Below are 24,557 nucleotides of genomic sequence, written 5' to 3'. Positions count from 1 at the left end.
ATTGACTTGTACAACACGCTCCCTATTCTCTAAAAACCTGTACAAGATATTTTCTTTGTACAAGAAAAGGAGGGAGTCAGATGCTCGATGCCGCAGACAACGCCCCACTCGGGATCAGCCGCTTAGCCCGGCACGGCAACCTATCGGGTTGCGGGAGGCACTGTGTCTGACTTCCTGCACGATTTCGCCCGCCGTTTTGCCGCACTGGATGCGAGCAATCTGCACACGCTCCAGGAACTGTACAGCGACGATATTCAGTTTCGGGATCCGCTGCATGAGATCCACGGCCTGGCAGCACTGCAAGCCTATTTTGCGCAGCTCTACGCCAACGTCAGCGAGCTGGGCTTCACCTTTCACGGTTATGACCAGGTGCAGGACGGTAGCGGGTATCTGCGCTGGAACTTGCACTATCGGCACCCGCGCCTGAGCCGTGGCCAACGCATAGACGTGGCTGGCTGCTCGCATCTGTTATGGCACGAGAAGGTCTACCAGCATCGCGACTATTTTGATGCGGGCGCCCTGCTCTATGAGCACCTGCCGCTGATGGGCCCCGCGATTGGCTGGTTGAAAGGGAGGCTGGCATGAAGCGTATCTGGCTCACCGGCGCCAGCAGCGGCATTGGCGCTGCTCTGGCAGAGATCCTGTTGAAGCAGGGCCATTTGCTGGCCGTGAGCGCGCGCAATGCCCAGGCCCTGGAGACTTTGCACGCGGCGTTCCCGCAACAGGTCCTTGCGCTACCCGGCGACCTGACGGATCCGCTCCAGGTTCAGGCCATCGGCGAACAGATCGGGCAGGCCTGGGGTTATCTGGATCAGGTCATCTTGAATGCCGGCACTTGCGAATACCTGGACGCAGGCCACTTCGAGGCCAACATGATTGAGCGCGTGATGCGCGCCAATGTGTTCTCTGCGGTCTATTGCGTAGAAGCCGCCCTGCCGCTGTTGCGCAAGGCCAAACGCCCGCATTTGGTGGCCGTGTGCAGCTCGGTGACCTACTTGCCGCTGCCCCGCGCCGAGGCGTATGGCGCCTCCAAGGCGGCGATGCGCTATCTGTTTCAGTCGTTGCGCATCGACGTGGCCCACGAGGGTATCGACGTCACTGTCGTCAGCCCGGGCTTCGTCGATACGCCACTGACCCAACACAATGACTTCCCGATGCCGATGCGCTGGCCAGTGAATAAAGCGGCCACTTACATCGCCACCCGCCTCGACAAACGACCGCTGGAAATCGCCTTCCCCGGCCCCTTTATCGCTGTGCTTCGCTTACTGGCGGCTTTGCCTCAGCGCCTGCAATTGGCCCTGGGCAAACGCATGGCGCGTCCTGACACAGAAGAATCTTCATGAAAATAGCCATCATCGGCAGCGGTATTTCCGGCCTGACCTGCGCCTATCTGCTCAACCGCCAGCACGACATCACTGTGTTCGAGGCCAGTGACTGGGTGGGCGGCCACAGCCACACGGTTGACGTTGAAGTGAAGGGCGAACGCTTTGCCATAGACACCGGTTTTATTGTGTTCAACGACTGGACCTACCCCAATTTCATCCGCCTGCTGGATCAACTGGGCGTGGCCTCACAACCCACCGAGATGAGTTTCTCGGTTCGCGATCCAAAGTCGGGCACCGAATACAACGGCAACAACCTCAACAGCCTGTTTGCCCAGCGGCGCAACCTGCTGTCGCCGGGCTTCTGGGGCATGTTGCGCGACATTTTGCGCTTCAACCGCGAAGCCCTGCGCGACCTGCACGAACAGCGCATCGCCGCCGACACCACCCTCGGCGACTACCTGCAACAGAAGGGCTACGGGCAGCGCTTTATCGATCACTACATCGTCCCGATGGGGTCGGCGATCTGGTCGATGTCGTTGGCCGACATGCAGGGTTTTCCGCTGCAGTTCTTTGTGCGTTTTTTTAAGAATCACGGGTTGCTGTCAGCGACCAACCGCCCGCAATGGCGTGTGGTCTGCGGGGGCTCGCGCAGTTATGTGACGGCGCTGAGCGCCAGCTTTGCCGAGCGCATCCGCCTGAACTGCCCGGTGCAGCGGGTAGAGCGCGACGCGACCGGTGTCACCCTGCACAGCGGCGCAGGCACTGAACGTTTTGACAGCGTGGTGTTCGCCTGCCACAGCGATCAGGCCCTGAGCCTGCTGGCGGCGCCCAACCAGGCCGAGCGCGAGATACTCGGAGCGCTGCACTACGCCGACAACGACGTGGTGCTGCACAGCGACACCCGTGTGTTGCCGAACCGCCGTCTGGCGTGGGCCAGTTGGAACTACCGTCTCGGCGGCTCAACCCGGCAACCCGCCGCGCTCACCTACAACATGAACATCCTGCAAGGGCTGCAGAGCGACACGACCTTCTGCGTCAGCCTCAATCAGAACGAGGCGATTGACCCAAGCACCATCCTCGGCCGCTACCGCTACGCCCACCCGCAATACACCTTGGCAGGCGTAGAGGCGCAGGCACGCTGGGCAGAACTGCAAGGGGTGCAACACAGCTACTTCTGCGGGGCCTACTGGGCCAACGGTTTCCATGAGGACGGCGTGGTCAGCGGCTTGCGCGTGGCTGCGGCGTTCGGAGAACAGCTATGAACAGCGCGCTTTACCGCGGCTGGGTCAGCCACCGTCGGTTGCTGCCGCGCGCCCACGCATTTCGCTATCGCATGGGCATGCTCTACCTCGACCTTGCCGAGCAAGCGCAAGTCCTGGCCCTGTCGCGGCTGGCCGGGCGATCGCGCTGGGGCGCTTTTACCTTCCGCGAAACAGACTACTTGCCCCACGCCACGCGCCAGGGCGTGACGCTCAGCAATGCCGTGCGCGCGGTTGTCGAGAAGGCCTTGGGCCACGCCCCGCAAGGGCGCATCTGCCTGCTCACGCAGCCGCGCAGTTGGGGCTTGTCGTTCAACCCCATCAGCCTGTTTTACTGCTTCGAAGCTGATGGCAGCCTGGCCGCCATCCTCTGCGAAGTCAGCAACACCCCGTGGCGAGAACGCTACCACTACGTGCTGCCGACCCATCCTAGCGGTGAGTCACGCCATCGAGTGGCCAAGAGTTTTCATGTCTCGCCCTTTCTGCCTCGCGACCTGGAGTACCGCATGCGTTTCTCTGCGCCGGAGCAACAGCTGAACGTGACCATGCAGGACTGGCAGGGCGAACAAAAAGTCTTTGAGGCGGGCATGGGCCTGGAGCGCATCGAACTCACGCGCCACAGCCTGCATCGCCACCTGCTGGAGTTCCCCTGGATCACCGGCAAAACCGTACTTGCCATTTACTGGCAGGCCCTGCGCCTGCTGCTCAAACGCACGCCCGTGTTTTCCCATGAAGCCGCCAACGGTGAACAGCGCACCGCCCATTTGGAGTCTCGCCATGACAAACCCTAGTCTGAACCCCACCAGTACCGGTGATTCTGCAGCCAATGGACTAGGCGCACGTCTGCTCAAAAAAGGCGTGTTGCGCAAATTGGCCCAACTGCGCCACGGGCATTTGCTGGTCACGGTCGACGGTGAGCCCCTGAGCTTTGGTCAACCCGGCGCTGAGCTGCACGGCGCACTCGAGGTGCATGACGCGGCCTTCTGGCCCATGGTGGCCTTGAATGGCTCCATCGGTGCGGGCGAGGCGTATATCCATGGGTATTGGAGCAGCCCCGACCTGACGGCGGTGATCCGCATTTTCGTGGCCAACCTTGACGTGCTGGATGACATGGAGCGCGGCCTGGCATTGCTACGCCGCCCGGTGGCAAAAGCCCTGCACTGGCTCAACCGCAACACGCGCCAAGGCTCGCAACGCAACATTTCAGCGCACTACGACTTGGGCAACGCGCTGTTCGAAAAACTGCTCGACCCGACCATGATGTATTCCGCAGCCATGTTCCGCTCCGCCAGCGACACCCTCGAACAGGCCCAACTGAACAAGCTGGCCTGCATCTGCGAAAAACTCGACCTCAAACCCACCGACCACCTGCTGGAAATCGGCACAGGCTGGGGCAGCATGGCCTTGTACGCGGCCACCCACTACGGCTGCAAAGTCACCACCACGACCCTGTCCCATGAGCAGTTTGCGTATACCCAGAACCGGATTGCCGAACTGGGCCTGCAAGACCGCGTCACCCTGCTGTTGCAGGACTACCGTGATCTGACGGGTACCTACGACAAGCTGGTTTCCATCGAGATGATCGAGGCCGTCGGCCACCGCTTCCTGCCCACCTATTTCAAACAGTGCGCCCACCTGCTCAACGATGACGGGCTGATGCTGTTGCAAGCCATCACCATTCGGGACCAGCGCTACGAGCAGGCTAAAAAAACCGTCGACTTTATCCAGCGCTACATTTTCCCCGGTGGCGCGCTGCCTTCGGTGACCGCCATGCTGAGCACCATCAGCCGCGACACCGACCTGAACCTGCATCACATGGAAGACTTCGGGCTGGATTACGCCCGCACGCTGCGCCTGTGGCACGACAACCTGCGCAGCAACCAGCACAGCCTGGAAGCGCTGGGCTACGACCAGACGTTTTATCGCCTGTGGGAGTTTTACCTGTGCTACTGCGAAGGCGGCTTTCTGGAGCGCAGCATTGGCACCGCACATCTGCTGCTCGCCAAACCTGGGGCCAGGCCGCAGCCCTATGGGCTAAAAGCCTGAACGGGCGTAGCCGGCTGTTTCTGAATGCCGGGCTTTTCCAACTGGGATGGTTCGCGTGTGTGTGGGGCGCTCAACGCCCGTGGTTGTTGCTGATTGCCATCGTCTGCCTGGCGCTGCAACTGGGGTGGGTGGCAAAGGCTTTTAATGAATGGCGCAGCGTGCTGCGGGTGGCAGCCTGCGGTTGGCTGCTGGACAGCGCGCTGATGCACCTCGGGTTGTTCACCTTTGCCGGTAGCACCGTGGTGCTGCCGTTATGGCTGACGCTGCTTTGGCTGCTTTTCGCCAGCACTTTGAACTACAGCCTGAACTGGACAAAACATCCATGGTGGCTGGGCAGCCTGCTGGGCGCTGTCGCGGGGCCGCTCTCGTATTGGGGCGGCGCGACGTTGGCCGGTGTAGGCCTGCCGCTGGGTATTTGGCCCAGCCTTGTAGTGCTCGCATTCATTTGGGCGATGCTGATGCCCGCGCTGCACTGGGTGGCCGGGCACCCGGCCCGTTGTAGTCGCTGACGAGGCACGAAGGCTGCGATGCGGGCCCATCTCAAGGTTTGGCCTCGCCCAGCAATTGGGCACGCAACTGCGGGTTGCGGGTTCGCGGGTCCAGCCAGATCGCAAAGAAGGCTTTGGCGAACGCATCATCTTTCACCACGTGCTGCAGCGTGTCGCCGACGTAAAAGCGCACGCCCTCGCCAGGCCTGTACACACCGGTGATGCGGTCACCGGGGCGTACATCGACAAACGCTTGCTGCATTTCCCGCTCCCAGCGCGCCGCCAGCTCCGGGCTCAGAGAACCCGGGGTGAGACGGCGTATTTCCTTGAGGCTGGCCTCGACCAAATCATCGCGACTGATCGCACGGCTGTAGGTCAGCTCCAGCGCAAAAGGCGTGTCGGCACCCAAGGGTTGGCGCGGGCTCCAGAAACGCGCGTTGTAAATCGAGAAACCGAACATGCGCATCTCCCCGCTACCCAGAAGGTGAGCATCGGGTAAAGCCTCACGCCAATTCGCCAGCAGTTCTGCACTCTGAAGCAGCACAGCAAGGCAGATCACGCAGCGGGTCAAGCGGTCCATCGGCATAACCATGCGAGACCTCCAGAGCACTCAATGGACGTCTTGAAAACTTATACGAATTTATTGATTTGTACAGGTTATGTATGAAAGGAGGATAAAAGAGCGCGACGCCGGAAAGCAAAACCCCGCAATTAAGCGGGCTTTGACGTGGTTGCATCACGGAGCGATTACTTGGCAGTGGCAGCTTTAGCCGGAACACCAACGGCTTTGCGTTCACCAGTTGTAGACACTTCATACACGCTCGTAACCCAAGTGTCGGCGATCACGGTTTCTACCACGTAACTCTTCTGGGCTTGTGGTGTGAATTGCTGCGCAACGGGCTGTTCTTTGTCGAACGGTGTCGGCATGGGGATACCGTTGAAGGTGAACTGCTTGGCCTTGACCTGCCCTTCTACGTATAACGGTTTGTCAGCCTCGACCAGCTTGCTGATGCTGTCAGTGCCACCGGCCATTCGCTTTAGATACGCCGGTATGCGCTTGAAGTAAGCCGTGTCATAAACCCGGTCACCCGCGCTATCAATACCAATATTGGTATACCCGTACATGTAACTGACCGGGTGATCGCCCTCACCGCCGATGGTGCGGAACGTCACGCTGGCTTGATGATCATTCATGACCAGTGGCACCACCGGCGCTGACGTAAGATCACCCGCCTTGCGGCTACTGCAACCGGTCATCGCAACAGCGAGTGCGATGGCTAACGGAAATGCCAGATAAGTTTTCATTCGATCCTTGAACACGTTAAGAGAAGGACCGTATTGAACCATTTGCTGAAGGAAAGTTCCCTGTACGCTGTGGGAGCTTCACACCTTATCCGAGCCAACCCCTAAAGGATTAGCGCCATGAGCACGAAGTACCTGTTGCTGAGTTTTTGCGCTGTGTTACTGGTTGGCTGTACGGGAAGGGGCTTTCAACCGCCGCCCGGAGCCTACACACAGTGGTACAAAAAGGGCGTCACCCAAGCAGGCGTCGACAACGCCATGCGTGCTTGCGGTTATACCAACCTTGATGGCGTGGGCGACACCTCGCCAATTGATGTTGTGCTGACGCGGTTCTACTGCATGAAGGACGCAGGGTTCAAGCGCAGGGACAACCTGGACCTGTGCAAGCAAGGCCGCATTGGCGAGTCACCGGTGTGTGAAGGTCGGCGGTAGCGCAATGGCAAAAGAGACGGCACGTTCCTTTACGGTTCAGCCGTTTGCCAGCGAGGAAAAATCACAAGCGAAGCAATGATCGCTAAAAGTGCACCACCGGTGCTGTAGAGCATCCGTAAAAATACCAAATCGAGCTCCGATCCTCCTGACTGGCCAATCTGCGCGACCAGAATGAAATGGGGAGTGAGGAACATTAAATAGCTGATGTGGCTCACAGAGCGCCCAGCCAGGGTGCCAATAGAGACAGGCAGTATCAGTGCAGCCAACAAAACCGGATCATGGATTACGTAACCAAGAACGGCAGCAATGGCTCCCCCCAAAAAGGTGCCACCGACGCGCTCCAGAGACATCTTCAACGTTGAAGACATGTAGGGCTGCATGATCAGAAACACCGTGAGGGTCATCCAGTAGCCGTAATGCAACGACCACAATTGAACCATCCAGACTGACAGGGCTCCCGACAGCGCTACGCGAAGACCATGCAGAAAGAGGTTAGATTTGGGTGTGAAATTTTCTCTGAGGGCCGACCATAAAACTGGCGGCTTAACAGCATCAGAATGATCGTTCTGACACCATTGGAACAGTAATGCGGAGCCTGTAGCCCATAAGCTGCCGTAGAGAAAGTAACGTGCATAATCCAGTCCCTGGGCAAAGTCCTTTGCCGGGAATGCAGTGGATACCGCAAATGCCGTCGCTGTCAGCAAAGCAGGAATGCTGATGCGCGCGCCGCAAACCTGGGCGTAAGCACCCGCAAACGCGAAGAGGGCCGACAGCACTATCGCCAGCGGCGGCCATTCCATCGTCCAGGCACCTAGCCCTGACGCCACGGCGCCGGTCATGCCGAAAACCAGGCCGACAATACAATCTTTTGCGGACTTATTGCCCGGAATCGACAGATAGCTCCAGAATGCGGCAATCGCTGACCAACAGAACAAAGGGTTGTGCAAGCGAGCCGCGAGGAGCGCCGGCACAGTACAGACAATCCCACCACACACTACGTAGCCAATGGGCACATTGCGTACCGCTTGCAACATCTTAACGGTCAGTGATTGCGACATGATCGAACCTTCACTACTCAACTGAAACCAGTGCGGTTCGATCGATCTTGTCAATCGAGGTCACCCCCGTGAGCGTCATTGCCACGCGCATTTCTTTCGAGAAGATATCCAGCATATTCTCGACCCCGCGCTGTCCGTCGGCGGCCAGAGCGTAAACCGTCGAACGCCCCAGCAGGCACGCCTTGGCGCCTAACGCGAGCATACGCACAACATCCAGCCCGGAACGAATGCCGGAGTCCACCAGCACCGTCAGGTCATCGCCCACCACGTCGGCAATGGGAGGCAAAGCCTTGGCGGTGGACAGCACACCGTCCAATTGGCGACCGCCGTGATTGGAGACCACGATGCCATCAGCGCCAAAACTGACTGCGTCCCTGGCGTCCTGTGGATCAAGGATGCCCTTGATAATCATCGGGCCCTTCCAAAACTCGCGGATCCACTCCAAATCCTTCCAACTGATGGAGGGGTCGAAGTTATTGCCTAACCAGCCAACATAATCTTCCAGGGTGGTGGCTTTGCCCATGTACTTGGAGATGTTGCCCAAATCATGCGGGCGACCGAGGATACCGACATTCAACGCCCAATCCGGCCGAGTAGTGGCTTGCAGGATGCGCCGTGTAGCTGCGAATGGACCGGACATGCCCGAGTGGGCATCACGGTAACGAGCGCCTGGTGTCGGCATGTCTACGGTAAACACCAGCGTGGTAACGCCAGCTGCTTGAGCGCGCTCCAGGGCATTACGCATAAACCCGCGATCCTTGAGCACATAGAGTTGAAACCAGATCGATTGCGGACTCTGGGAAGCAACCTCTTCAATCGAGCAGACCGATACTGTGGACAGGCAAAAGGGGATGCCTTTCGTGGCCGCAGCCTTGGCCGCTTGCACTTCACCACGACGGGCGTACATACCGGTCAGTCCAACGGGGCTGAGGATGATCGGCAGACTCTGTTCCTTCCCGAATAGCGTCGTCTTGAGACTCAGGCTGTCAACATTTCTCAAAATGCGTTGACGCAAGCTGATGCTGGCAAGGTCAGAGCTATTGGCCCGCAGTGTGTGTTCGGCATAGGCGCCGCCGTCGATGTAGTCGAATAGAAATCGCGGCAACTTGCGTCTGGCAGCTTCGCGATAGTCGGACGCCGATGAAATAATCATTCTCTACAACTCCTATGTGTCTAGAAAATTTCAGCGACGCAGGAGGTTGCTGAATGGATTTCACGATAAGGGTTTGTTGATCATGATAAAAACAACTTTTCCTACTCAAAATAAGTCGCTATTGGAATACACATGAATCTCAGAACGCTGCGAGTGTTTGTAGAAGTGGTGCGCCAGGGAGGGTTCTCACAAGCCGCTGAGGTGGTGTCTTTGACTCAGTCTTCAGTCAGCAAGGCGGTCAGAACGCTCGAGGATGAACTGGGAACGCCACTCTTGAACCGTATCGGCCATAAAAGCGAGTTGACGGCCGCCGGTGAGATTGCCTTTCGACGCGCACTGGTTTTACTCGCAGAGCGCAACGATCTGATCGCAGAGATCAATGATCTGCGGGATCTGAAGGGCGGTACGCTGCGGATCGGCTTACCCCCTGTAGGCTGCGGGGTGTTGTTCGCTCAGATGTTTGCCACTTATCGCAGCCGTTATCCGAGGGTGAATATAGAACTGATAGAGCATGGGAGTAAGAAACTGCGTGAGTGCCTGGAGGCCGGAGAGGTGGACCTGGCTGCGCTACTGATTCCGGTCGATGAAACGTTCGCTTATCAGCAAGTGCGTAACGAGCCTTTAGTGGCTGTACTGCCTGGCGCCCATTCGCTTTCGCGACGCAAGCGGATCAACTTCAGTGATCTGGCGGATTCACCATTCATCCTCTTTGAGGAAGGGTTTGCACTTAACGCATTAATAATGGCCGCATGTGATCGAAGAGCGATTGTGCCCCGAGTGACAGCCCGCAGCGGGCAAATTGATTTCATCGCCGACCTGGTAGCTGCTGGTTTGGGGGTAGCATTTTTACCGCGAATGCTTGCGCAAAAACATAAACATGCGGGCATCGCTCTGGTACCTCTTGATGAGCCAGATACGGATTGGAACATCGCACTGGCTTGGCGTGCCGGTGCGCATTTGCCTCCGGCTGCAATAGCCTGGTTAGAGCTGGCCAAAGAGCTGAGATAGTCCAACAAGATCCAATACCCCAAAGCGAACGACCGCGATGGGCGTTTAAGAGCGCCATTGCGAAGGGTTCGACGCAATTTAAATTTTTTGTAAAAGATTCCCATTGGCAATTCGTCTTCTCTCTATGGATCACATAATTACCCCTAGACAGGAGCCAATGGATGTCCGCTTGTACCTCTACCCCGCCTTTCAGTCTGCGCAGTGTCGCGCTGGCATTTAGCCTTTCCGGCTCGCTATTGGCCACTAGCGGCGCGTGGGCCGAACCCGTCAGTTACATGATTTCGGCAGGATCTCTCACCAATGCGATCAACACGTTTTCCGCTGCAAGCGGGGTGACAGTGAGCTTTAGCAGCGAAGAAACGGCTGGCTTGAGCACGGCGGGGTTGCAGGGGCATTACGAGCCGGAGCAGGGCCTTGCCCTACTGCTGCAAGGCAGCGGTCTGAAGTTCCAGCAAGTGGGAGACAAGCGATACGTGCTGGCGCGATCTAACGCGTCTGATTCAATGGAGCTGGCGGCAACGACCGTCTCCGGCGCGGGGTTGGGCGTCACGACCGAAGGGACAGACAGTTATGCCACGGGCTCGGCAAGCACCGCGACCGGTCTGCGTCTGTCCGCACGCGAGACGCCGCAATCGATCAGCGTGGTGACACGTCAGTTGATTGAAGACTTGAACTTGAACGATGTGACCCAGGTACTTGAGCAGACCCCAGGCGTGGTGGTCGAGAGCATGGGGCCCGCCGGTAGCGACTCTAATCACATTTATGTGCGGGGCTTTGAAATCAGCAATATTCAGGTTGACGGGGTTAATCGACCTGACACATTCGGGTTCAGTGATGACCTTTCTGACACTGTCACCTATGACCGGATCGAGGTGGTACGCGGCGCGACGGGGCTGATGTCGGGGACCGGGGACCCGGGCGCCACCGTAAACTTGATTCGCAAAAAACCGACGCTTGAAACCAAGCGCACGCTCACGCTTAAGGCGGGTTCTTGGGATGACTACCGTGCTGAGCTGGACATTTCCGGCAAATTGTCCGAAAGCGGCAATGTACGTGGACGTTTCGTCGCGTCGAGCAGTGATAGCCGCAGTTACATTGACCGCCAGACCCTGGAACGGCAGGTGGCATATGGAGTGCTGGAATGGGACGTCACCGATGACACGATGCTGACAGTCGGTGCGGAATATCAGGACATGGACAACAAAGGAGCCGGCAATCACGGTTTTCCGATGTTTACCTCCGATGGCGGTCACTTCAGCCCGTCTCGCTCGTTCAACTCGGGCGCAGACTGGGGCTATCACAAGCGTCGGACCAAGACGCTGTTCACCACCCTGGATCACGAACTGGATAACGGCTGGCATCTCAAGTTCAACGCCGAACACAGTCGCCGCAGCTATGACGACGCCTTCGCCACGGCCGCAAGCGGCACTGTGAAGCCAGATGGCAGTGGTATCAGTACGTGGACCGGGCGTTGGTCCGGTGAGCCTCGCCAAACCACATTCGACGTGTCGGCGACCGGCCCTTTTGAGCTGTTCACTCGCGAGCACCAACTGTATCTTGGGGCCAGCCACTCCAAGTCGTATTACCGAAATGATGGCTACCCACTGTGGTCGTTTCAAGACATCGACAACATCTACACATGGGATGGCTCACTGGCTATACCCGATGCCATCTACACCAAATCTTCACGTGATGCGCTGGATGAAAAACAGGATGGTTTAGTCGCTTCGGTTCGCTGGAGCCTGGCCGACGATCTGTCGTTGATCACTGGGGCACGGGTGATTGACTGGAGACGCGATGAAGCCGCCACCACCCTGTCCACCGGCACTATCAAACGAACTTCGCGCACTGAAAACGGGATTGTGACGCCTTACTTGGGTTTGGTGTATGACATCGACGATCACTGGTCGGCCTATGCCAGCTACACCACGATTTTCCAACCGCAGAACTACAAAGACGTCAATGGCAGCTATTTGGACCCTAAAGAAGGCGTGAACTACGAGCTGGGCATCAAGAGCGAGTTCTGGGACAAGCGCTTGACCGCGGCACTGAGCGTCTTTGAGGTACACCAAGACAACCTTGCGGTGGCTGATGGCAACCAATTGGCGCCGGACGGCAATCAAGCCTACCGCGCCGAGTCCGGCACCAAAACCCGAGGCTTTGAGATGGAAATGGCGGGTGAAATTCTGCCCGATTGGCAGGTCTTGGCCAGCTATACCTATGCCGAGGTAAAAGACTCGGATGATAAGCGCCTCTTGACTGAAGTGCCTCGCGACACGATGAAGCTGTTTACCAGCTATCGCCTTGGCTCACTCCCGCAATTGAAAGTGGGCGGTGGTGTGCGCTGGCAAGGCACCGAATACTACAAAGGTGCCGGGCCTAACAATGAGACGTTCTCACAGGGCGCTTACAGTGTGGTCGACCTGATGGCGCAATACGCCGTCACCCCGCAAACCAGCGTTTCGCTAAACCTCAACAACGTGCTGGACAAGAGCTACTACACCGCGATTGGCTCTCGTGGCTGGTATGGCGCCCCACGTAGCGCAACGGCCACCTTGGTCTACGCCTTCTAAACGTCAGAAGCCCCCCTTATCAGCGCCCCACATGTAAGCGTGAGCTTGCTCGCGAGTTATTGATGGTGAGGGCGTGCCGAGCCACAGCGAGGCACCGAGGGGTTGGGGCGAAAAGCGCTTGGTTACTTTGCGCTTTCAAAGTGACGCGCCGTACCAAGCCACACCAACACGGTGCTTGGCGATGCACAGAGCTGCCAGAATTTGCCAGACCCAAAAAGCCGAAAGCCCGCAATTACGCGGGCTTAAGGGTGTTTCTTGCTAATTGGTGCCGGTCAGTGCCGGACGCCCAATCATTCCCACTCAATCGTCGCCGGTGGCTTGCTCGATACGTCGTAGGTAACGCGCGAGATGCCTTCGATTTCGTTGATGATGCGACCACTCACGGTTTCGAGCAGTTCGTAAGGCAGGTGAGCCCAACGCGCGGTCATGAAGTCGATGGTTTCTACGGCACGCAGGGCAACTACCCAGGCGTAACGGCGGCCATCGCCTACCACGCCAACCGATTTAACCGGCTGGAACACAACGAAGGCCTGGCTGACTTTGTGGTACCAGTCGGCTTTGCGCAGTTCTTCGATGAAGATGTGGTCAGCACGACGCAGCAGGTCGGCGTATTCCTTTTTCACTTCACCCAGAATACGCACGCCCAGGCCCGGGCCCGGGAATGGGTGGCGGTAGACCATGTCGTACGGCAGGCCGAGTTCCAGGCCCAGACGGCGGACTTCGTCTTTGAACAGCTCGCGCAGGGGTTCTACCAGCTTGAGGTTCATTTCTTCCGGCAAGCCACCTACGTTGTGGTGAGACTTGATGACGTGGGCTTTGCCGCTTTTGGCGCCAGCCGATTCGATCACGTCCGGGTAGATGGTGCCCTGCGCCAGGTACTTGATGTTGTCCAGTTTGTTGGACTCGGCATCAAATACGTCGATGAAGGTGCGACCGATGATTTTGCGCTTTTTCTCCGGGTCGTTTTCGCCAGCCAGGTTATTCAGGAACTGGTCGGCAGCGTTGGCACGGATCACTTTAACGCCCATGTTCTCTGCGAACATGGCCATCACCTGGTCACCTTCGTGCAGGCGCAACAGGCCGTTGTCGACGAAGACGCAGGTCAGTTGGTCGCCGATGGCCTTGTGCAGCAACGCTGCTACTACCGAAGAGTCAACACCGCCGGACAAGCCCAGCAGGACGTTGTCGGTGCCAACTTGAGCACGGATGGTGGCGATGGCGTCTTCCGCGATTTTCGACGGCGTCCACAGGGCATCACAGCCGCAGATGTCGAGGATGAAGCGCGACAGGATGCGACCGCCCTGCTTGGTGTGGGTCACTTCCGGGTGGAACTGCACGCCGTAGTAAGCACGTTCGTCGTTGAACATGCCGGCAATCGGGCAGCTCGGGGTGCTGGCCAGAACGTGGAAGTCGGATGGCATTTTGGTGACTTTGTCACCGTGGCTCATCCACACGTCCAGACCGAACAGGCCGTCAGCGTCGATGTGGTCTTCAATGCCGTCGAGCAGGCGGCTTTTGCCGACCACGTCTACGCGGGCATAACCGAATTCACGCAGCTCGGAACCTTCAACCTTGCCACCCAGCTGTTCAGCCATGGTCTGCATGCCGTAGCAGATACCGAAAACCGGCACGCCGAGGTCAAATACCGCTTGCGGGGCACGCGGGCTGTTGGCTTCGTGTACAGACTCCGGGCCACCGGCCAGGATGATGCCTTTAGGGGCAAATTCGCGGATCGCTGCGTCGTCCATGTCGAACGGGTGCAGTTCGCAGTAAACACCGATTTCACGAACGCGACGGGCGATCAACTGGGTGTACTGAGAACCGAAGTCCAGAATCAGGATGCGGTGAGCGTGAATGTCAAGGGACATGACTAAATCTCGATAAATTTCAGAAACGACACGGGGCTGAATCAAACAGCCCCGGTGATTTAATTCGTATCGCACCCGGGTTGGAGCCCGGGTGCGACCACTATCAACCTACGCGATAGTTAGGTGCTTCTTTGGTGATCTGCACGTCGTGGACGTGGGATTCAGCCATGCCAGCGCCGGTGATGCGCACAAACTCAGGCTTGGTACGCATTTGCTCGATGTCGGCGCTGCCGGTGTAACCCATCGAGGAACGCAGACCGCCCATCAGTTGGTGAATGATCGCGGTGAGCGACCCTTTGTACGGTACGCGACCTTCGATGCCTTCCGGCACCAGCTTCTCGGCACCCGCAGAGGAGTCCTGGAAGTAACGGTCGGAAGAACCCTGGGACTGCGACATCGCACCCAGCGAACCCATGCCGCGATAAGCCTTGTACGAACGGCCCTGGAACAGTTCGATTTCGCCCGGTGCTTCTTCAGTACCGGCAAACATCGAACCCATCATGACGCAGGAAGCACCGGCCACGATGGCCTTGGACAGGTCACCCGAGAAACGGATGCCGCCGTCGGCGATCAACGGTACACCCGAGCCTTCAAGGGCTGCGGCCACGTTGGCAATCGCGCTGATTTGCGGAACGCCAACACCGGCTACGATACGGGTGGTGCAGATCGAGCCTGGGCCGATACCGACTTTAACGGCGTCAGCGCCAGCTTCTGCCAGGGCCAAAGCCGCAGCACCAGTGGCGATGTTGCCGCCAATGACCTGTACCTCAGGGAAGTTCTGCTTGACCCAACGTACGCGGTCGATCACGCCTTTGGAGTGACCGTGGGCGGTGTCGACTACTACCACGTCAACGCCAGCAGCCACCAGGGCTGTGACGCGATCTTCGGTGTCTTTGCCAGTACCGACAGCAGCGCCTACACGCAGACGACCTTGGTCATCCTTGCTGGCCAGCGGGTATGCCTTGGCTTTTTCGATGTCGTTGACGGTCATCATGCCTTTGAGGGCAAAGCTGTCGTCGACGATCAGCACGCGCTCGATGCGGTGCTTGTGCAGCAGTTCACGGGCTTCGTCCTTGTCGGCGCCTTCCTTGACCGTGACCAGACGCTCTTTAGGCGTCATCACTTCACGAACGGTGGCTTCCAGACGGCTTTCGAAGCGCACGTCACGGGAGGTCACGATGCCAACCAGGTCGCCATTGTGCAGTACCGGAACGCCGGAGATATTGTGCTGGCGGGTCAATTCGAACAGTTCACGAACCGTGGCGTCAGCTTCGATAGTGATGGGCTCTTTAACCACACCGGCTTCGTAGCGTTTGACCTTGCGCACTTCGTGAGCTTGCTGCTCGATGGTCATGTTCTTGTGGATGATGCCGATGCCGCCTTCCTGAGCCATGGCGATTGCCAGACGGGCTTCAGTGACGGTGTCCATTGCGGCGGAAACCAGAGGAATATTCAGTTCAATGCCACGGGTCAAACGAGTCTTTAGACTGACTTCGTTCGGAAGAACCTCGGAATAACCGGGAACGAGAAGGATGTCATCGAAGGTGAGTGCTTCTTGGCTGATACGCAGCATCGCTGGGGCTCCCGAGCGGGAAAATGGAAGCGCGCCATTGTACTCAAAACACCTGTGGCTCTCAACGGAAACCTTTAGAGAGTTTTGCGCTAAAAGCCATGATTTATTGACCCGCGAGGCAGAAAAAGCCCTTACAACTCGACTTTGACCCACGCCACCGGCTGATCCAGCCAGTCGGCAAACTCGTCGAGGAAGCTTTGCTTGAACCCCGCCTCGGCCCAGTTATTGAAAATAAACCCCAGGTTGGAGAAGCCGCACGGCTGCAAAAACAAGAAGCCGTTGATGTCGTCTTCATGGCCACACAGAGGGCAAACAAAGTTGTCCGTGTGCCCTGGCATCCATTCTTCGAGGCTGTCGAACAGCGCTTCGCCGACTTCCTTGCGGCACTCGGCGCAGCCTGCTTCTTCCAGAAAACCTTTGACCGGCGTGTAGATGCAACGCTTGGTGACGATCTCCAGACCGTTGATCGGCTGGCCGAACGGCAGCGCTTCAGGGTGCAGCACCACACTGGAGGCACCCGGCGCGATGGCATAGGCCATGGCGCTGCCATTGCGCCCGCACGTGCTGAGTTCTTCTTCAATGATGTTTTTACGCACCAGCCAGCGCACGATCGCGCGGGCACGCGGCTCGTGGACCGGCAAGGTGGAGATTTTAGGAACGATGATGCTTTGCGAATTCATGGGTACGGCACATATAAGAAAAAAGAAATCTATCACCCGTGGGAGCGGGCTTGCTCGCGATGGAATCTGCGCGGTGGGCCTGACTAACCGAGTTGTCTACATCGCGAGCAAGCCCGCTCCCACAGGGTGTCGGAAAGGATAATTCTGTGGTCAAGCGCTCAAATAGCGCGCAATCAGCGCAACGCCGCTGGCCAGCACCAGCCAGGTCACCAGCCGGACAAACGCCTCGCGGGACAATTTGATCGCCAGTTTACGCCCTATCCACAGCCCCAGCGCCATGGCCGGTAACAGAAAGGCGGCCAACCACAACAATTCGCCGTCGGTGTACACACCCGCGATCACGAACAGACTCAAACGCACCACGGTGCTGCAACTGATCAACGCACTTTGCGTGGCCCGCGCCGCGTCCTTGTTCAGCCGTGCATTCAGGTACAGCGCGTATAAAAAGCCGCCGCTGCCAAATAGCGCACCGAATAACCCGCCTATGACCCCGGTCGGCACCGCCCACCCCGCCGCCACTTGGCTGGGCCGAACTTTTACCGCCAGGCTGTACAGCGCATAGGCGCTAACAAACACGCCCATCAACAGCAGCAACAGGTCCGATTGCAGGTTAAGCAAGAACACCACGCCGATGATGCAACCCACGGCCATGCACGGTAGCAAGCGCAGCAACTCCGCACGCGCCACGTCACGACGGGCGGGCAACCAGTTGCCAAAGGCGGCGACAAAATCCAGCAGCACCAGCAGCGGGATAATCTTCGACAGCGGCAGGCACAGGATCAAAATGGGCCCGGCCACCAGTGCCGTACCAAACCCCGCCACACCAAACACGATGTAAGCCAGCGCTACGGCCAGCTCAATCAACACCCATTCACCGCCGGTAAAAGGCAAATCCATTGCTGCGCTTCCTTATTTTTGGAGCGCGGACTTTAACCAGCAGGTGCAGTCAAAACAATCCGCCCTTATGATGGCCGGCATGATTAAAGATCCCTTTGCACGACTCAATCTCGACCGGGAAGTCCTGACCGTCAGCCAGCTCAACGGCCGCGCGCGGGTCTTGCTCGAAGACGTGTTCAGTAATATCTGGGTCGAGGGCGAAATCTCCAACCTCGCCCGCCCGGCGTCTGGGCACATTTACTTCACCCTTAAAGACAGCGGTGCCCAAGTGCGCTGTGCGTTGTTTCGCAACAACGCTGCACGGGTGCGCCAGGCGCTGAAAGACGGCCTGGCGGTCAAAGTACGCGGCAAGGTGTCGCTGTTTGAGGGGCGCGGCGATTACCAGTTGATCCTCGATACCGTCGAGCCTGCCGGTGACGGTGCATTGCGCCTGGCCTTTGATGCCCTTAAAGAGAAACTCAGCGCCGAAGGCTTGTTCAGTGCCGAGCGCAAAGTCCCGCTGCCGGCTCACCCGCAGCGCATTGGCATCATCAGTTCGCCAACCGGGGCGGTGATCCGCGACATCATCAGCGTGTTCCGCCGCCGTGCACCGCAAGTAGAACTGACCTTGATCCCCACCGCCGTGCAGGGCCGTGAAGCTACCGCGCAAATTGTCCGAGCGCTAAAGCTGGCCGATGCAAGGGGCTTTGATGCCTTGATTCTGGCCCGGGGTGGCGGCTCGCTCGAAGACCTCTGGTGCTTTAACGAAGAAGCTGTTGCGCGGGCGGTGGACGCCTGTGTGACGCCGATCGTCAGTGCCATCGGGCACGAAACCGATGTGTCGATCAGTGACTTTGTTGCCGACGTGCGGGCGCCGACGCCGTCTGCTGCGGCCGAATTGCTGGCGCCGGACGCCAGCGACCTGCAACGCCGCGTCGACAGCCTGCAGCGCCGACTGGTCATGCGTATCCGCGATCGCCTGATGCGCGACCGCCTGCGCCTCGATGGGCTGGCCCGGCGCCTGCGCAATCCGGGTGAACGACTGCGCCAGCAGGCACAGCGCCTCGACGATCTGGACATGCGCATGCGCCGCGCGTTTGAGCGCAGCCTCAATACCCGCCGTGAGCGCTTGATACGTCTCGAAACACGCCTGTCAGCGCAACATCCGGGTCGTCAACTAGCCTTACTCCGCCAGCGCCTGGACAGCCTTGCTGAACGCTTGCCACGGGCGATGCGCGAAGGCCTCAAGGCCCGTCGCCTGACGCTGCACAGCCAGATGCAAACCCTGCACGTGGTCAGCCCGCTGGCCACCTTGGGTCGCGGCTACAGCATTTTGCTAGATGAGCGCGGCAACGCTATTCGCAGCGCCGAACAGACCCATAATGGCCAGCGCCTGAAGGCACGACTGGGCGAAGGCGAATTGCAGGTGCGGGTTGAAGACAACCACCTGACACCCGTGACCCTTTCTTTACTGGATTGAGCTGATGCCACGCTTTTTAACTGCTGCTTTATTGCTGTGCCTTGCTTTCAATGCCTCGGCCGCCGACAGCTACATCACCCGACTGCTCAACAAGCCGGTACCGGGTGGCGTGGCAGTGATCGAGCTGGGCACCGGCGCGCAACGCCCAGAGGCCAAATACGACGGCAAACCGGTGCTGGTAGTCAAAGAGCAAGACACCTGGCGCGCCATTGTCGGCATCCCGCTGACCGTCAAGCCGGGTACGCAAACACTGAATGCCAACGGCCGAAGCCTGAGCTTCAACGTGGGCAACAAAAAGTACCCCGAGCAGCACATCACCCTGAAAAACCAGCGTCAGGTCAACCCCAACCCGGACGACCTCAAACGCATCGACAACGAACTGGCGGTGCAGATCAAGGCGTACCGCACCTTCAGCCCGAACACGCCCAGCAACTTGCTGCTGGACAAACCCGTCAACGGCCCGCTGTCGAGCAAGTTTGGCGTGCGCCGCTTCTTCAATGGCGAAGAGCGCAACCCCCATGCGGGCCTCGACTTCGCCGTGCCCGCAGGCACACCGATCAAAACCCCGGCAGCGGGCAAAGTCATCTTGATCGGCAATTACTTCTTTAACGGCAACACCGTGTTTGTCGACCATGGCCAGGGCTTTATCAGCATGTTCTGCCACATGTCGAAAATCGACGCCAAGCTTGGCCAGCAACTGGCGCGTGGCGATGTGGTTGGCAAAGTCGGCTCAACCGGCCGCGCCACCGGGCCGCACATGCACTGGAACGTCAGCTTGAACGACGCCCGCGTAGACCCGGCGATCTTTATTGGAGCCTTTCAGCCTTAGCGAAAACGCAGGGCTTTGGCCACTGCTCGTGAGCAAACCTCCCCGCACTAGTTATGTATGTCAGGCGCGATTGAACCTTGGCAGATACTCCTCGCAACTTTCTCCGCGAGGCGTACCCCATGAGTGATGTATTCCATTTATCGCAAGACTTGAGCGCCGACTTGATTGCGGTCAGCGCCCAAGACGAACAAGACCGTGTCAAAAAATGGGTGCAGATCGATACTCAGATCCAGACCCTGCTGGCTGAGCAACCCACCCTCCAATCATTTATACACAGCGAGTTGAAGGCCACCTTCTCCCATGCCAAGCAGTCACTTGATCCTGAGCATTTGCTGATCAGCGAAGAGGGCGATACGCAACTCTCAAGTGTGCTCGATATCCTGCTACAGGCGCTGTGTGACGGGCATGCTCCGGAATACAACCTGCTGAAGGCCACGCTTAAGGTTGTGGATGATTCATCGCCCGTCACTGTGAAAGTGGGCGACTTGCAGAGCTTTATATCCAGAGCGCGACGTTTTTTTGCCAGTGACTGCAAGACCCACACGGCGCAGTTTTGGCAGGATAAAAGCAGCCAAACCGGCACTCAATCGCGCAAATCCTGGCTGCTCGACAAGCTCAAAGACGTGCTCAAGGCTGAAACCGAACTGCTGTCCCACGATGCCACGCTGACACCGGGCCAGGTGCAACTGATCAATGATGTGGTGCGTTACCCGTCGCTGAGCACCCGGGCTGCGCTCCCGGTCAGTTCGCGCCCGGCTATTTATGCCCTGACACTGAAGGACGAATCAAAAGAGCCGCCGATTGCGTTTGCGGGAGCTTGGGTCATGACCGCACGCGACGGCTCCGCAACCGTTGACGCTTCAGGCATAACCCGCCTTTCTGACAAAACGACAGAAGCAGAGATCAATGCCAAAGCCAATGCCGGTGAGGCCGTGTTGTACACCCCTTCAGGCGGTTTGCAGGGCTTTGCTTCCTTGCAGGCTTTAGAGGTCGAGCTGAACCGCCGTCACACGCAAATCACCGAGTTCGAGTCAATGCTGGAGCTCTTGTCACCCACTGATCTGATGCGGGTCAGGGCACTGACCGAACAGGCTGTGGCATCGCTTGAATTTACCTTCAAGGAGATTCATGAGTCAGTGTTCGACTATTGGTTCAGGGTGCATGACGAACAGCGTCAAGCCAATCTGGAACATGCATTGTCGCTAGCCAAAACAGTCTCGCCCGCCCAGTTGAGTGAACACCTGGAGCATGTGCTGGACTATATTCCACGCTTCAAACAGGCTAACGCCCTCACTGCGCGCATCGCCAAATGTATGGGCAACAAAACTCGGGAATGGCTGCGCAAAGCCAACGATACTGACCGTCAGGCCTGGTTTGAAGCGTCTGCGCATTACCGCACTATCAGCCTCATTGCCCACGCTAACGGCGAGCCTTCAGCCCATCAATACGGCGACAAAGCGTTTTTGCTGCGCTACGCCCACGATCAGTTACAGGACTATATCCAGGCTGAATACGGCCTGTTCATTGACCCTGACACCGTGTTTATCACCACAACGGCAGCTGAGCGTGGCGCTGGCCCGACGATCCCGATCAGCCCCTACGCCACGTCTTCCTACACGGCCGTGAACAGTCTTTCCCGCACAGGTCCGTCCATCAGGCTGGTGAGTACATCGCGAACACTGTCGCAGTTGGCTCTGGAGAACGTCGGGAGCCTGGACATTGACTATGCATTGACCGCCTCTGTGACAACAGGCAGCCCGGGTGGCCCACGGATGAACGACCTGAGCGCCGCGCAAATCAAGCACATTGTTCGCACAGTCAATATCGGTGACAACTATGCGGCCTTCTTGCGGGACCGATTCATTGACTCGCCGCAAGCCATTTCACGTCGTGACACTGCCGCCCAACTGCTGGTTGCGCAGATGCGCGTAGATGCGCTGGAAGCGAAGATCTCCGGTGACTTCTCGCCAGACCGCCTGGACCGTGGTTATCGCTGGGTCGAGGCCGTTCTCAATGAGGTTGATAACCCTGAACAACCCGCCATCGTTGAAGGGCACCGTCTGAAGGTGCATCAATTGCTGATCGGTGAGGCGACGGTGCGCGGGGTGCTCATCATCCTGGCCCCGCCTTCAGGGGCATTTGAGCCTGACCCCTTGAATTTGAACCTCATCACACCTCAACCGCTGCCGCCCGTCAGTGCCATGGTCGTCTATACCCCTGAAGCGCCTGACGGCAAGCGATTTCGCGAGTATGAAAATCGCGCGCACATGGCCAATAAGTTCCTCAATGCCCCTGCATTGGCCAGCTATTTGATTGGGCGAGTCAGCGAAGGCGCTAAAGCCCGAGTCCAGCAGCTTGTGACTGAAGGGCTAAGAGCGGCCAACGTGCGAGACACAGAAATTACTGGCAACTTCATAGAAAAAACGTGTTTGGCCGAGATCGAGTACGCTCTGGCCAACGCAGATGCATTGAGCCTGTCGACAACTGAAAGCAACCGCCTGGCCGTGTGGAGCGGCATTCAAACAGCGGTGGATATCGTCACGATTATCCTGCCATTTAAAGTCACGGCCATGATTGCCCTGGGACGCAGTTTGACCGAGATGTGGCATGGTTTTGATGCGCTGAAACGGGGCAATCAGAGTGAAGCGATTGGGCATTTTGTCGGCATGATTGAACGCTGGGTGGATGCGGGGGTGGACATTGGAACCGCTCTCATCAAATTGCCCGCGAAAGGGACCTTGGCCTTGCATCCGAAAATGGCCTACAAACAGGGCGTCGAAGGGCTGACCAAACGCACAGATGGTGCCTATGCGGGTATCTATGAAAGGCCGCCGAAGCAGGGTGGGTTTTCCCAATACTTTATCCATCAGCAAGCGCACTGGTTTCAGGTGGTGTATGACACTGACCGCCTTACCTGGCGAGTGATGGATATGCGTCGCCCGCGCGCTTGGTACCGTGATCCGATTCGTCTGGGCACAGATGGTCTATGGCGTATCGGTACACCGGAGTTGAGCTTGCTGGGGGGCGGAAAATATTCGTTGGCCACGTTCCGGGTGCGCGAGGCCTTCCCACGCTTGAGCTTGGATGAAGCCAAAAAACTGCTCGATCAGTACCAGTTTCCTGCCCCTCGTCGAGACCAGATGGAGCTTTCTCTGGCCGAGTTCCTAGTCGCACATAAAGAGATACCTCGATGGGCCCAGCACTTTCTCAAAGGAGGCCTGGACGGTACCCCGGCGCAAAGTCTTCCCGCCGTGCCCGGCACCTCACGCGCGGCCCCATTGAGCAACAAGCGCAAGCGCCCCATTGTGGATGATGAGCCGGTACAACCTAGACCGCCTCAACCGGTTCCCTCCAGCGGCACTAACGCACCGAGCACCGTCAGCAGCAGCGAATGGCAAAACTGGGCTCGAACCTCTCCCGGCGAAACTTACATCCCGGTCAGCCTGAATCCGCCCATTTATGAAGTCAGTAGCAGCTCCAATCTTCGAGTGATTAAAAAAGACAGCAAGTGGTTCGATATTTTGCCTCAGGGCAACGTGCCACTGGATATACAGGTGTACCTGAAAAAACCTGGTCAGGTGATTTCGACCTATGAGCAACTGGAAAAGCTTCTCTTGAAAAACAAGTACTTGCAACCGCGCCTGGCCGAACTTGAGGGAGGAGCGTGGGCGATCAAGGAGCCGCTGCTGCAAAAACCGATCTGGCATTACGTCCTCAAGTCTCTGCCGGGCCTGACGACAGAATCTGCACAGGTAGTGGCCAAGCGTCTTTTTATGTTGTCCGACAGCACCACTGGGTTGCTCACACAAACCCGCATGCGCACATTGACCGAAACGTTGTATGGCTGGTTTTCCGGCCATCTGCCACAAAGCTCTGGAGCATTGCGCGATCCCTTGAGCCTCTTGACGCCAACCCTAAACATTCGCCCTAAAACGTTGCTGGTTCGAACACGTGCCACGCCGACCTGGTTTGACCGGATCGACGTGTCATTGAAAGCCGGCGATTTATTAAAACTGAGCACTGCCAATGGACTCAATGAAGTCATGCGTAGCCTGCTTCAGCGGCTCGGCTACACCATTTATGCGGACATCCCCGGGGTCAGTGAATTGGTGTTCAAACGAACAGGCACGCAAACCATCAACTTCATGCAGTTGCACAGAGCAGCAGGAGCGGAACTGGCGCTAGTCACCGAACTGGACGATGCAGTCACCCTTATGATCAATAAGAACCCGTTGTCCCCCTTATCCCTGGCGCTCACCAATGCACGGGCCGAGGGCAAACTCATGACCTTTGTGGGTGGCGTACAGGACGCACCGCCGTACGGTCTTACACAAGGCTTTATTTGCCGGACGTAGAGCGGTCACCGGCCAGTGCGTTAGCTGGCCGGGTTTTGACAATCAGCTAAATAGTTATGCAGCACAAGATGAATGCCATACGCCTAATCTGAACAATTTTTCTAAATGTTTATAGTTTAAGGCGCCATATAAATTCGATTTTTTGCTTTAAACACGCAATTCTCCTAATGTTTTTCAGGCCGCTTGCCAACCTCTGGCGCAATGGTTAGGGTTGAGCCTATGAAAACACCTCATACCCTCATTCAATTACGC

General features: G+C 57.8%; 20 protein-coding genes. 12 read left to right on the top strand and 8 right to left on the bottom strand.

Annotation, left to right across the window (positions count from 1 at the left end):
• The first annotated feature begins 162 nt into the window (after window positions 1–162).
• Genes AAEZ03_RS15805 through AAEZ03_RS15780 form a run of 6 tightly spaced genes read left to right on the top strand, consistent with a single transcriptional unit; the run spans window position 163 to window position 5,139 of the window.
• Window positions 163–585, top strand: coding sequence for a nuclear transport factor 2 family protein (locus AAEZ03_RS15805; protein ID WP_350579833.1), 423 nt, complete (start codon window positions 163–165; stop codon window positions 583–585).
• Complete coding sequence (locus AAEZ03_RS15800) at window positions 582–1,343, top strand: SDR family NAD(P)-dependent oxidoreductase (protein WP_350579831.1); 762 nt, start codon at window positions 582–584, stop codon at window positions 1,341–1,343. The genes AAEZ03_RS15805 and AAEZ03_RS15800 overlap by 4 nt, the downstream gene beginning before the upstream one ends.
• A complete protein-coding gene (locus AAEZ03_RS15795) occupies window positions 1,340–2,587 on the top strand; it encodes an NAD(P)/FAD-dependent oxidoreductase (RefSeq protein ID WP_350579830.1) in 1,248 nt (415 codons plus the stop codon). Before AAEZ03_RS15800 ends, AAEZ03_RS15795 begins: the two co-directional genes overlap by 4 nt.
• On the top strand, window positions 2,584–3,375 hold the full coding sequence (locus tag AAEZ03_RS15790; protein WP_123751424.1) for a DUF1365 domain-containing protein: 792 nt from the start codon (window positions 2,584–2,586) through the stop codon (window positions 3,373–3,375). Before AAEZ03_RS15795 ends, AAEZ03_RS15790 begins: the two co-directional genes overlap by 4 nt.
• Window positions 3,362–4,630, top strand: coding sequence for an SAM-dependent methyltransferase (locus tag AAEZ03_RS15785; protein ID WP_278938917.1), 1,269 nt, complete (start codon window positions 3,362–3,364; stop codon window positions 4,628–4,630). Before AAEZ03_RS15790 ends, AAEZ03_RS15785 begins: the two co-directional genes overlap by 14 nt.
• Window positions 4,627–5,139, top strand: coding sequence for a DUF2878 domain-containing protein (locus AAEZ03_RS15780; protein ID WP_350579851.1), 513 nt, complete (start codon window positions 4,627–4,629; stop codon window positions 5,137–5,139). The genes AAEZ03_RS15785 and AAEZ03_RS15780 overlap by 4 nt, the downstream gene beginning before the upstream one ends.
• A 31-nt stretch (window positions 5,140–5,170) precedes the next feature.
• Here the strand turns inward: AAEZ03_RS15780 and AAEZ03_RS15775 are convergent, their stop codons facing one another.
• Both AAEZ03_RS15775 and AAEZ03_RS15770 read right to left on the bottom strand, forming a co-directional pair.
• Window positions 5,171–5,704 carry a chalcone isomerase family protein gene (locus tag AAEZ03_RS15775; RefSeq protein ID WP_350579848.1) on the bottom strand — a complete coding sequence of 178 codons (534 nt, stop codon included), beginning with the start codon at window positions 5,702–5,704 and terminating at the stop codon, window positions 5,171–5,173.
• A gap of 161 nt (window positions 5,705–5,865) precedes the next feature.
• On the bottom strand, window positions 5,866–6,423 hold the full coding sequence (locus tag AAEZ03_RS15770) for a putative periplasmic lipoprotein (protein ID WP_123751422.1): 558 nt from the start codon (window positions 6,421–6,423) through the stop codon (window positions 5,866–5,868).
• 117 nt (window positions 6,424–6,540) lie between these two features.
• Here AAEZ03_RS15770 and AAEZ03_RS15765 point away from each other — a divergent pair, with 117 nt between their 5' ends.
• On the top strand, window positions 6,541–6,852 hold the full coding sequence (locus AAEZ03_RS15765) for a hypothetical protein (RefSeq protein WP_123751421.1): 312 nt from the start codon (window positions 6,541–6,543) through the stop codon (window positions 6,850–6,852).
• Window positions 6,853–6,881: 29 nt separating this feature from the next.
• Here the strand turns inward: AAEZ03_RS15765 and AAEZ03_RS15760 are convergent, their stop codons facing one another.
• Together AAEZ03_RS15760 and lldD are read right to left on the bottom strand one after the other, a co-directional pair.
• Complete coding sequence (locus tag AAEZ03_RS15760; protein ID WP_123751420.1) at window positions 6,882–7,910, bottom strand: FUSC family protein; 1,029 nt, start codon at window positions 7,908–7,910, stop codon at window positions 6,882–6,884.
• A gap of 13 nt (window positions 7,911–7,923) precedes the next feature.
• Entirely contained in the window at window positions 7,924–9,063 is a 1,140-nt protein-coding gene (gene lldD / locus AAEZ03_RS15755; RefSeq protein ID WP_350579824.1) for an FMN-dependent L-lactate dehydrogenase LldD, read from the bottom strand.
• A 132-nt stretch (window positions 9,064–9,195) separates the two neighbouring features.
• Here lldD and AAEZ03_RS15750 point away from each other — a divergent pair, with 132 nt between their 5' ends.
• Both AAEZ03_RS15750 and AAEZ03_RS15745 read left to right on the top strand, forming a co-directional pair.
• A complete protein-coding gene (locus AAEZ03_RS15750; protein ID WP_350579821.1) occupies window positions 9,196–10,071 on the top strand; it encodes a LysR family transcriptional regulator in 876 nt (291 codons plus the stop codon).
• A gap of 161 nt (window positions 10,072–10,232) precedes the next feature.
• On the top strand, window positions 10,233–12,644 hold the full coding sequence (locus AAEZ03_RS15745; protein ID WP_350579818.1) for a TonB-dependent siderophore receptor: 2,412 nt from the start codon (window positions 10,233–10,235) through the stop codon (window positions 12,642–12,644).
• 290 nt (window positions 12,645–12,934) lie between these two features.
• Here the strand turns inward: AAEZ03_RS15745 and guaA are convergent, their stop codons facing one another.
• The 4 genes from guaA to AAEZ03_RS15725 all read right to left on the bottom strand — a co-directional run bounded on the left by guaA (window position 12,935) and on the right by AAEZ03_RS15725 (window position 17,662).
• Window positions 12,935–14,512 carry a glutamine-hydrolyzing GMP synthase gene (gene guaA / locus AAEZ03_RS15740; RefSeq protein WP_048367063.1) on the bottom strand — a complete coding sequence of 526 codons (1,578 nt, stop codon included), beginning with the start codon at window positions 14,510–14,512 and terminating at the stop codon, window positions 12,935–12,937.
• A 103-nt stretch (window positions 14,513–14,615) separates the two neighbouring features.
• A complete protein-coding gene (gene guaB / locus AAEZ03_RS15735; RefSeq protein ID WP_048367064.1) occupies window positions 14,616–16,085 on the bottom strand; it encodes an IMP dehydrogenase in 1,470 nt (489 codons plus the stop codon).
• 131 nt (window positions 16,086–16,216) lie between these two features.
• Entirely contained in the window at window positions 16,217–16,765 is a 549-nt protein-coding gene (locus AAEZ03_RS15730; protein WP_123751416.1) for a sugar ABC transporter ATPase, read from the bottom strand.
• 150 nt (window positions 16,766–16,915) lie between these two features.
• Window positions 16,916–17,662 carry a sulfite exporter TauE/SafE family protein gene (locus AAEZ03_RS15725; RefSeq protein WP_123751415.1) on the bottom strand — a complete coding sequence of 249 codons (747 nt, stop codon included), beginning with the start codon at window positions 17,660–17,662 and terminating at the stop codon, window positions 16,916–16,918.
• Between the two features lie 79 nt (window positions 17,663–17,741).
• Here AAEZ03_RS15725 and xseA point away from each other — a divergent pair, with 79 nt between their 5' ends.
• The 3 genes from xseA to AAEZ03_RS15710 all read left to right on the top strand — a co-directional run bounded on the left by xseA (window position 17,742) and on the right by AAEZ03_RS15710 (window position 24,305).
• Window positions 17,742–19,121: an exodeoxyribonuclease VII large subunit gene (gene xseA / locus AAEZ03_RS15720; protein WP_350579813.1), complete on the top strand. Its 1,380-nt coding sequence runs from the start codon at window positions 17,742–17,744 to the stop codon at window positions 19,119–19,121.
• Window positions 19,122–19,125: 4 nt separating this feature from the next.
• Window positions 19,126–19,950: a peptidoglycan DD-metalloendopeptidase family protein gene (locus tag AAEZ03_RS15715; protein WP_350579811.1), complete on the top strand. Its 825-nt coding sequence runs from the start codon at window positions 19,126–19,128 to the stop codon at window positions 19,948–19,950.
• A gap of 119 nt (window positions 19,951–20,069) precedes the next feature.
• On the top strand, window positions 20,070–24,305 hold the full coding sequence (locus AAEZ03_RS15710; RefSeq protein WP_350579808.1) for a dermonecrotic toxin domain-containing protein: 4,236 nt from the start codon (window positions 20,070–20,072) through the stop codon (window positions 24,303–24,305).
• Window positions 24,306–24,557: the final 252 nt, after the last annotated feature.

The sequence above is a fragment of the Pseudomonas sp. HY2-MNA-CIBAN-0224 genome (genome assembly GCF_040310285.1).
Lineage (GTDB): Bacteria > Pseudomonadota > Gammaproteobacteria > Pseudomonadales > Pseudomonadaceae > Aquipseudomonas > Aquipseudomonas helleri.
This window is presented reverse-complemented; position numbering and strand designations above follow the sequence as displayed.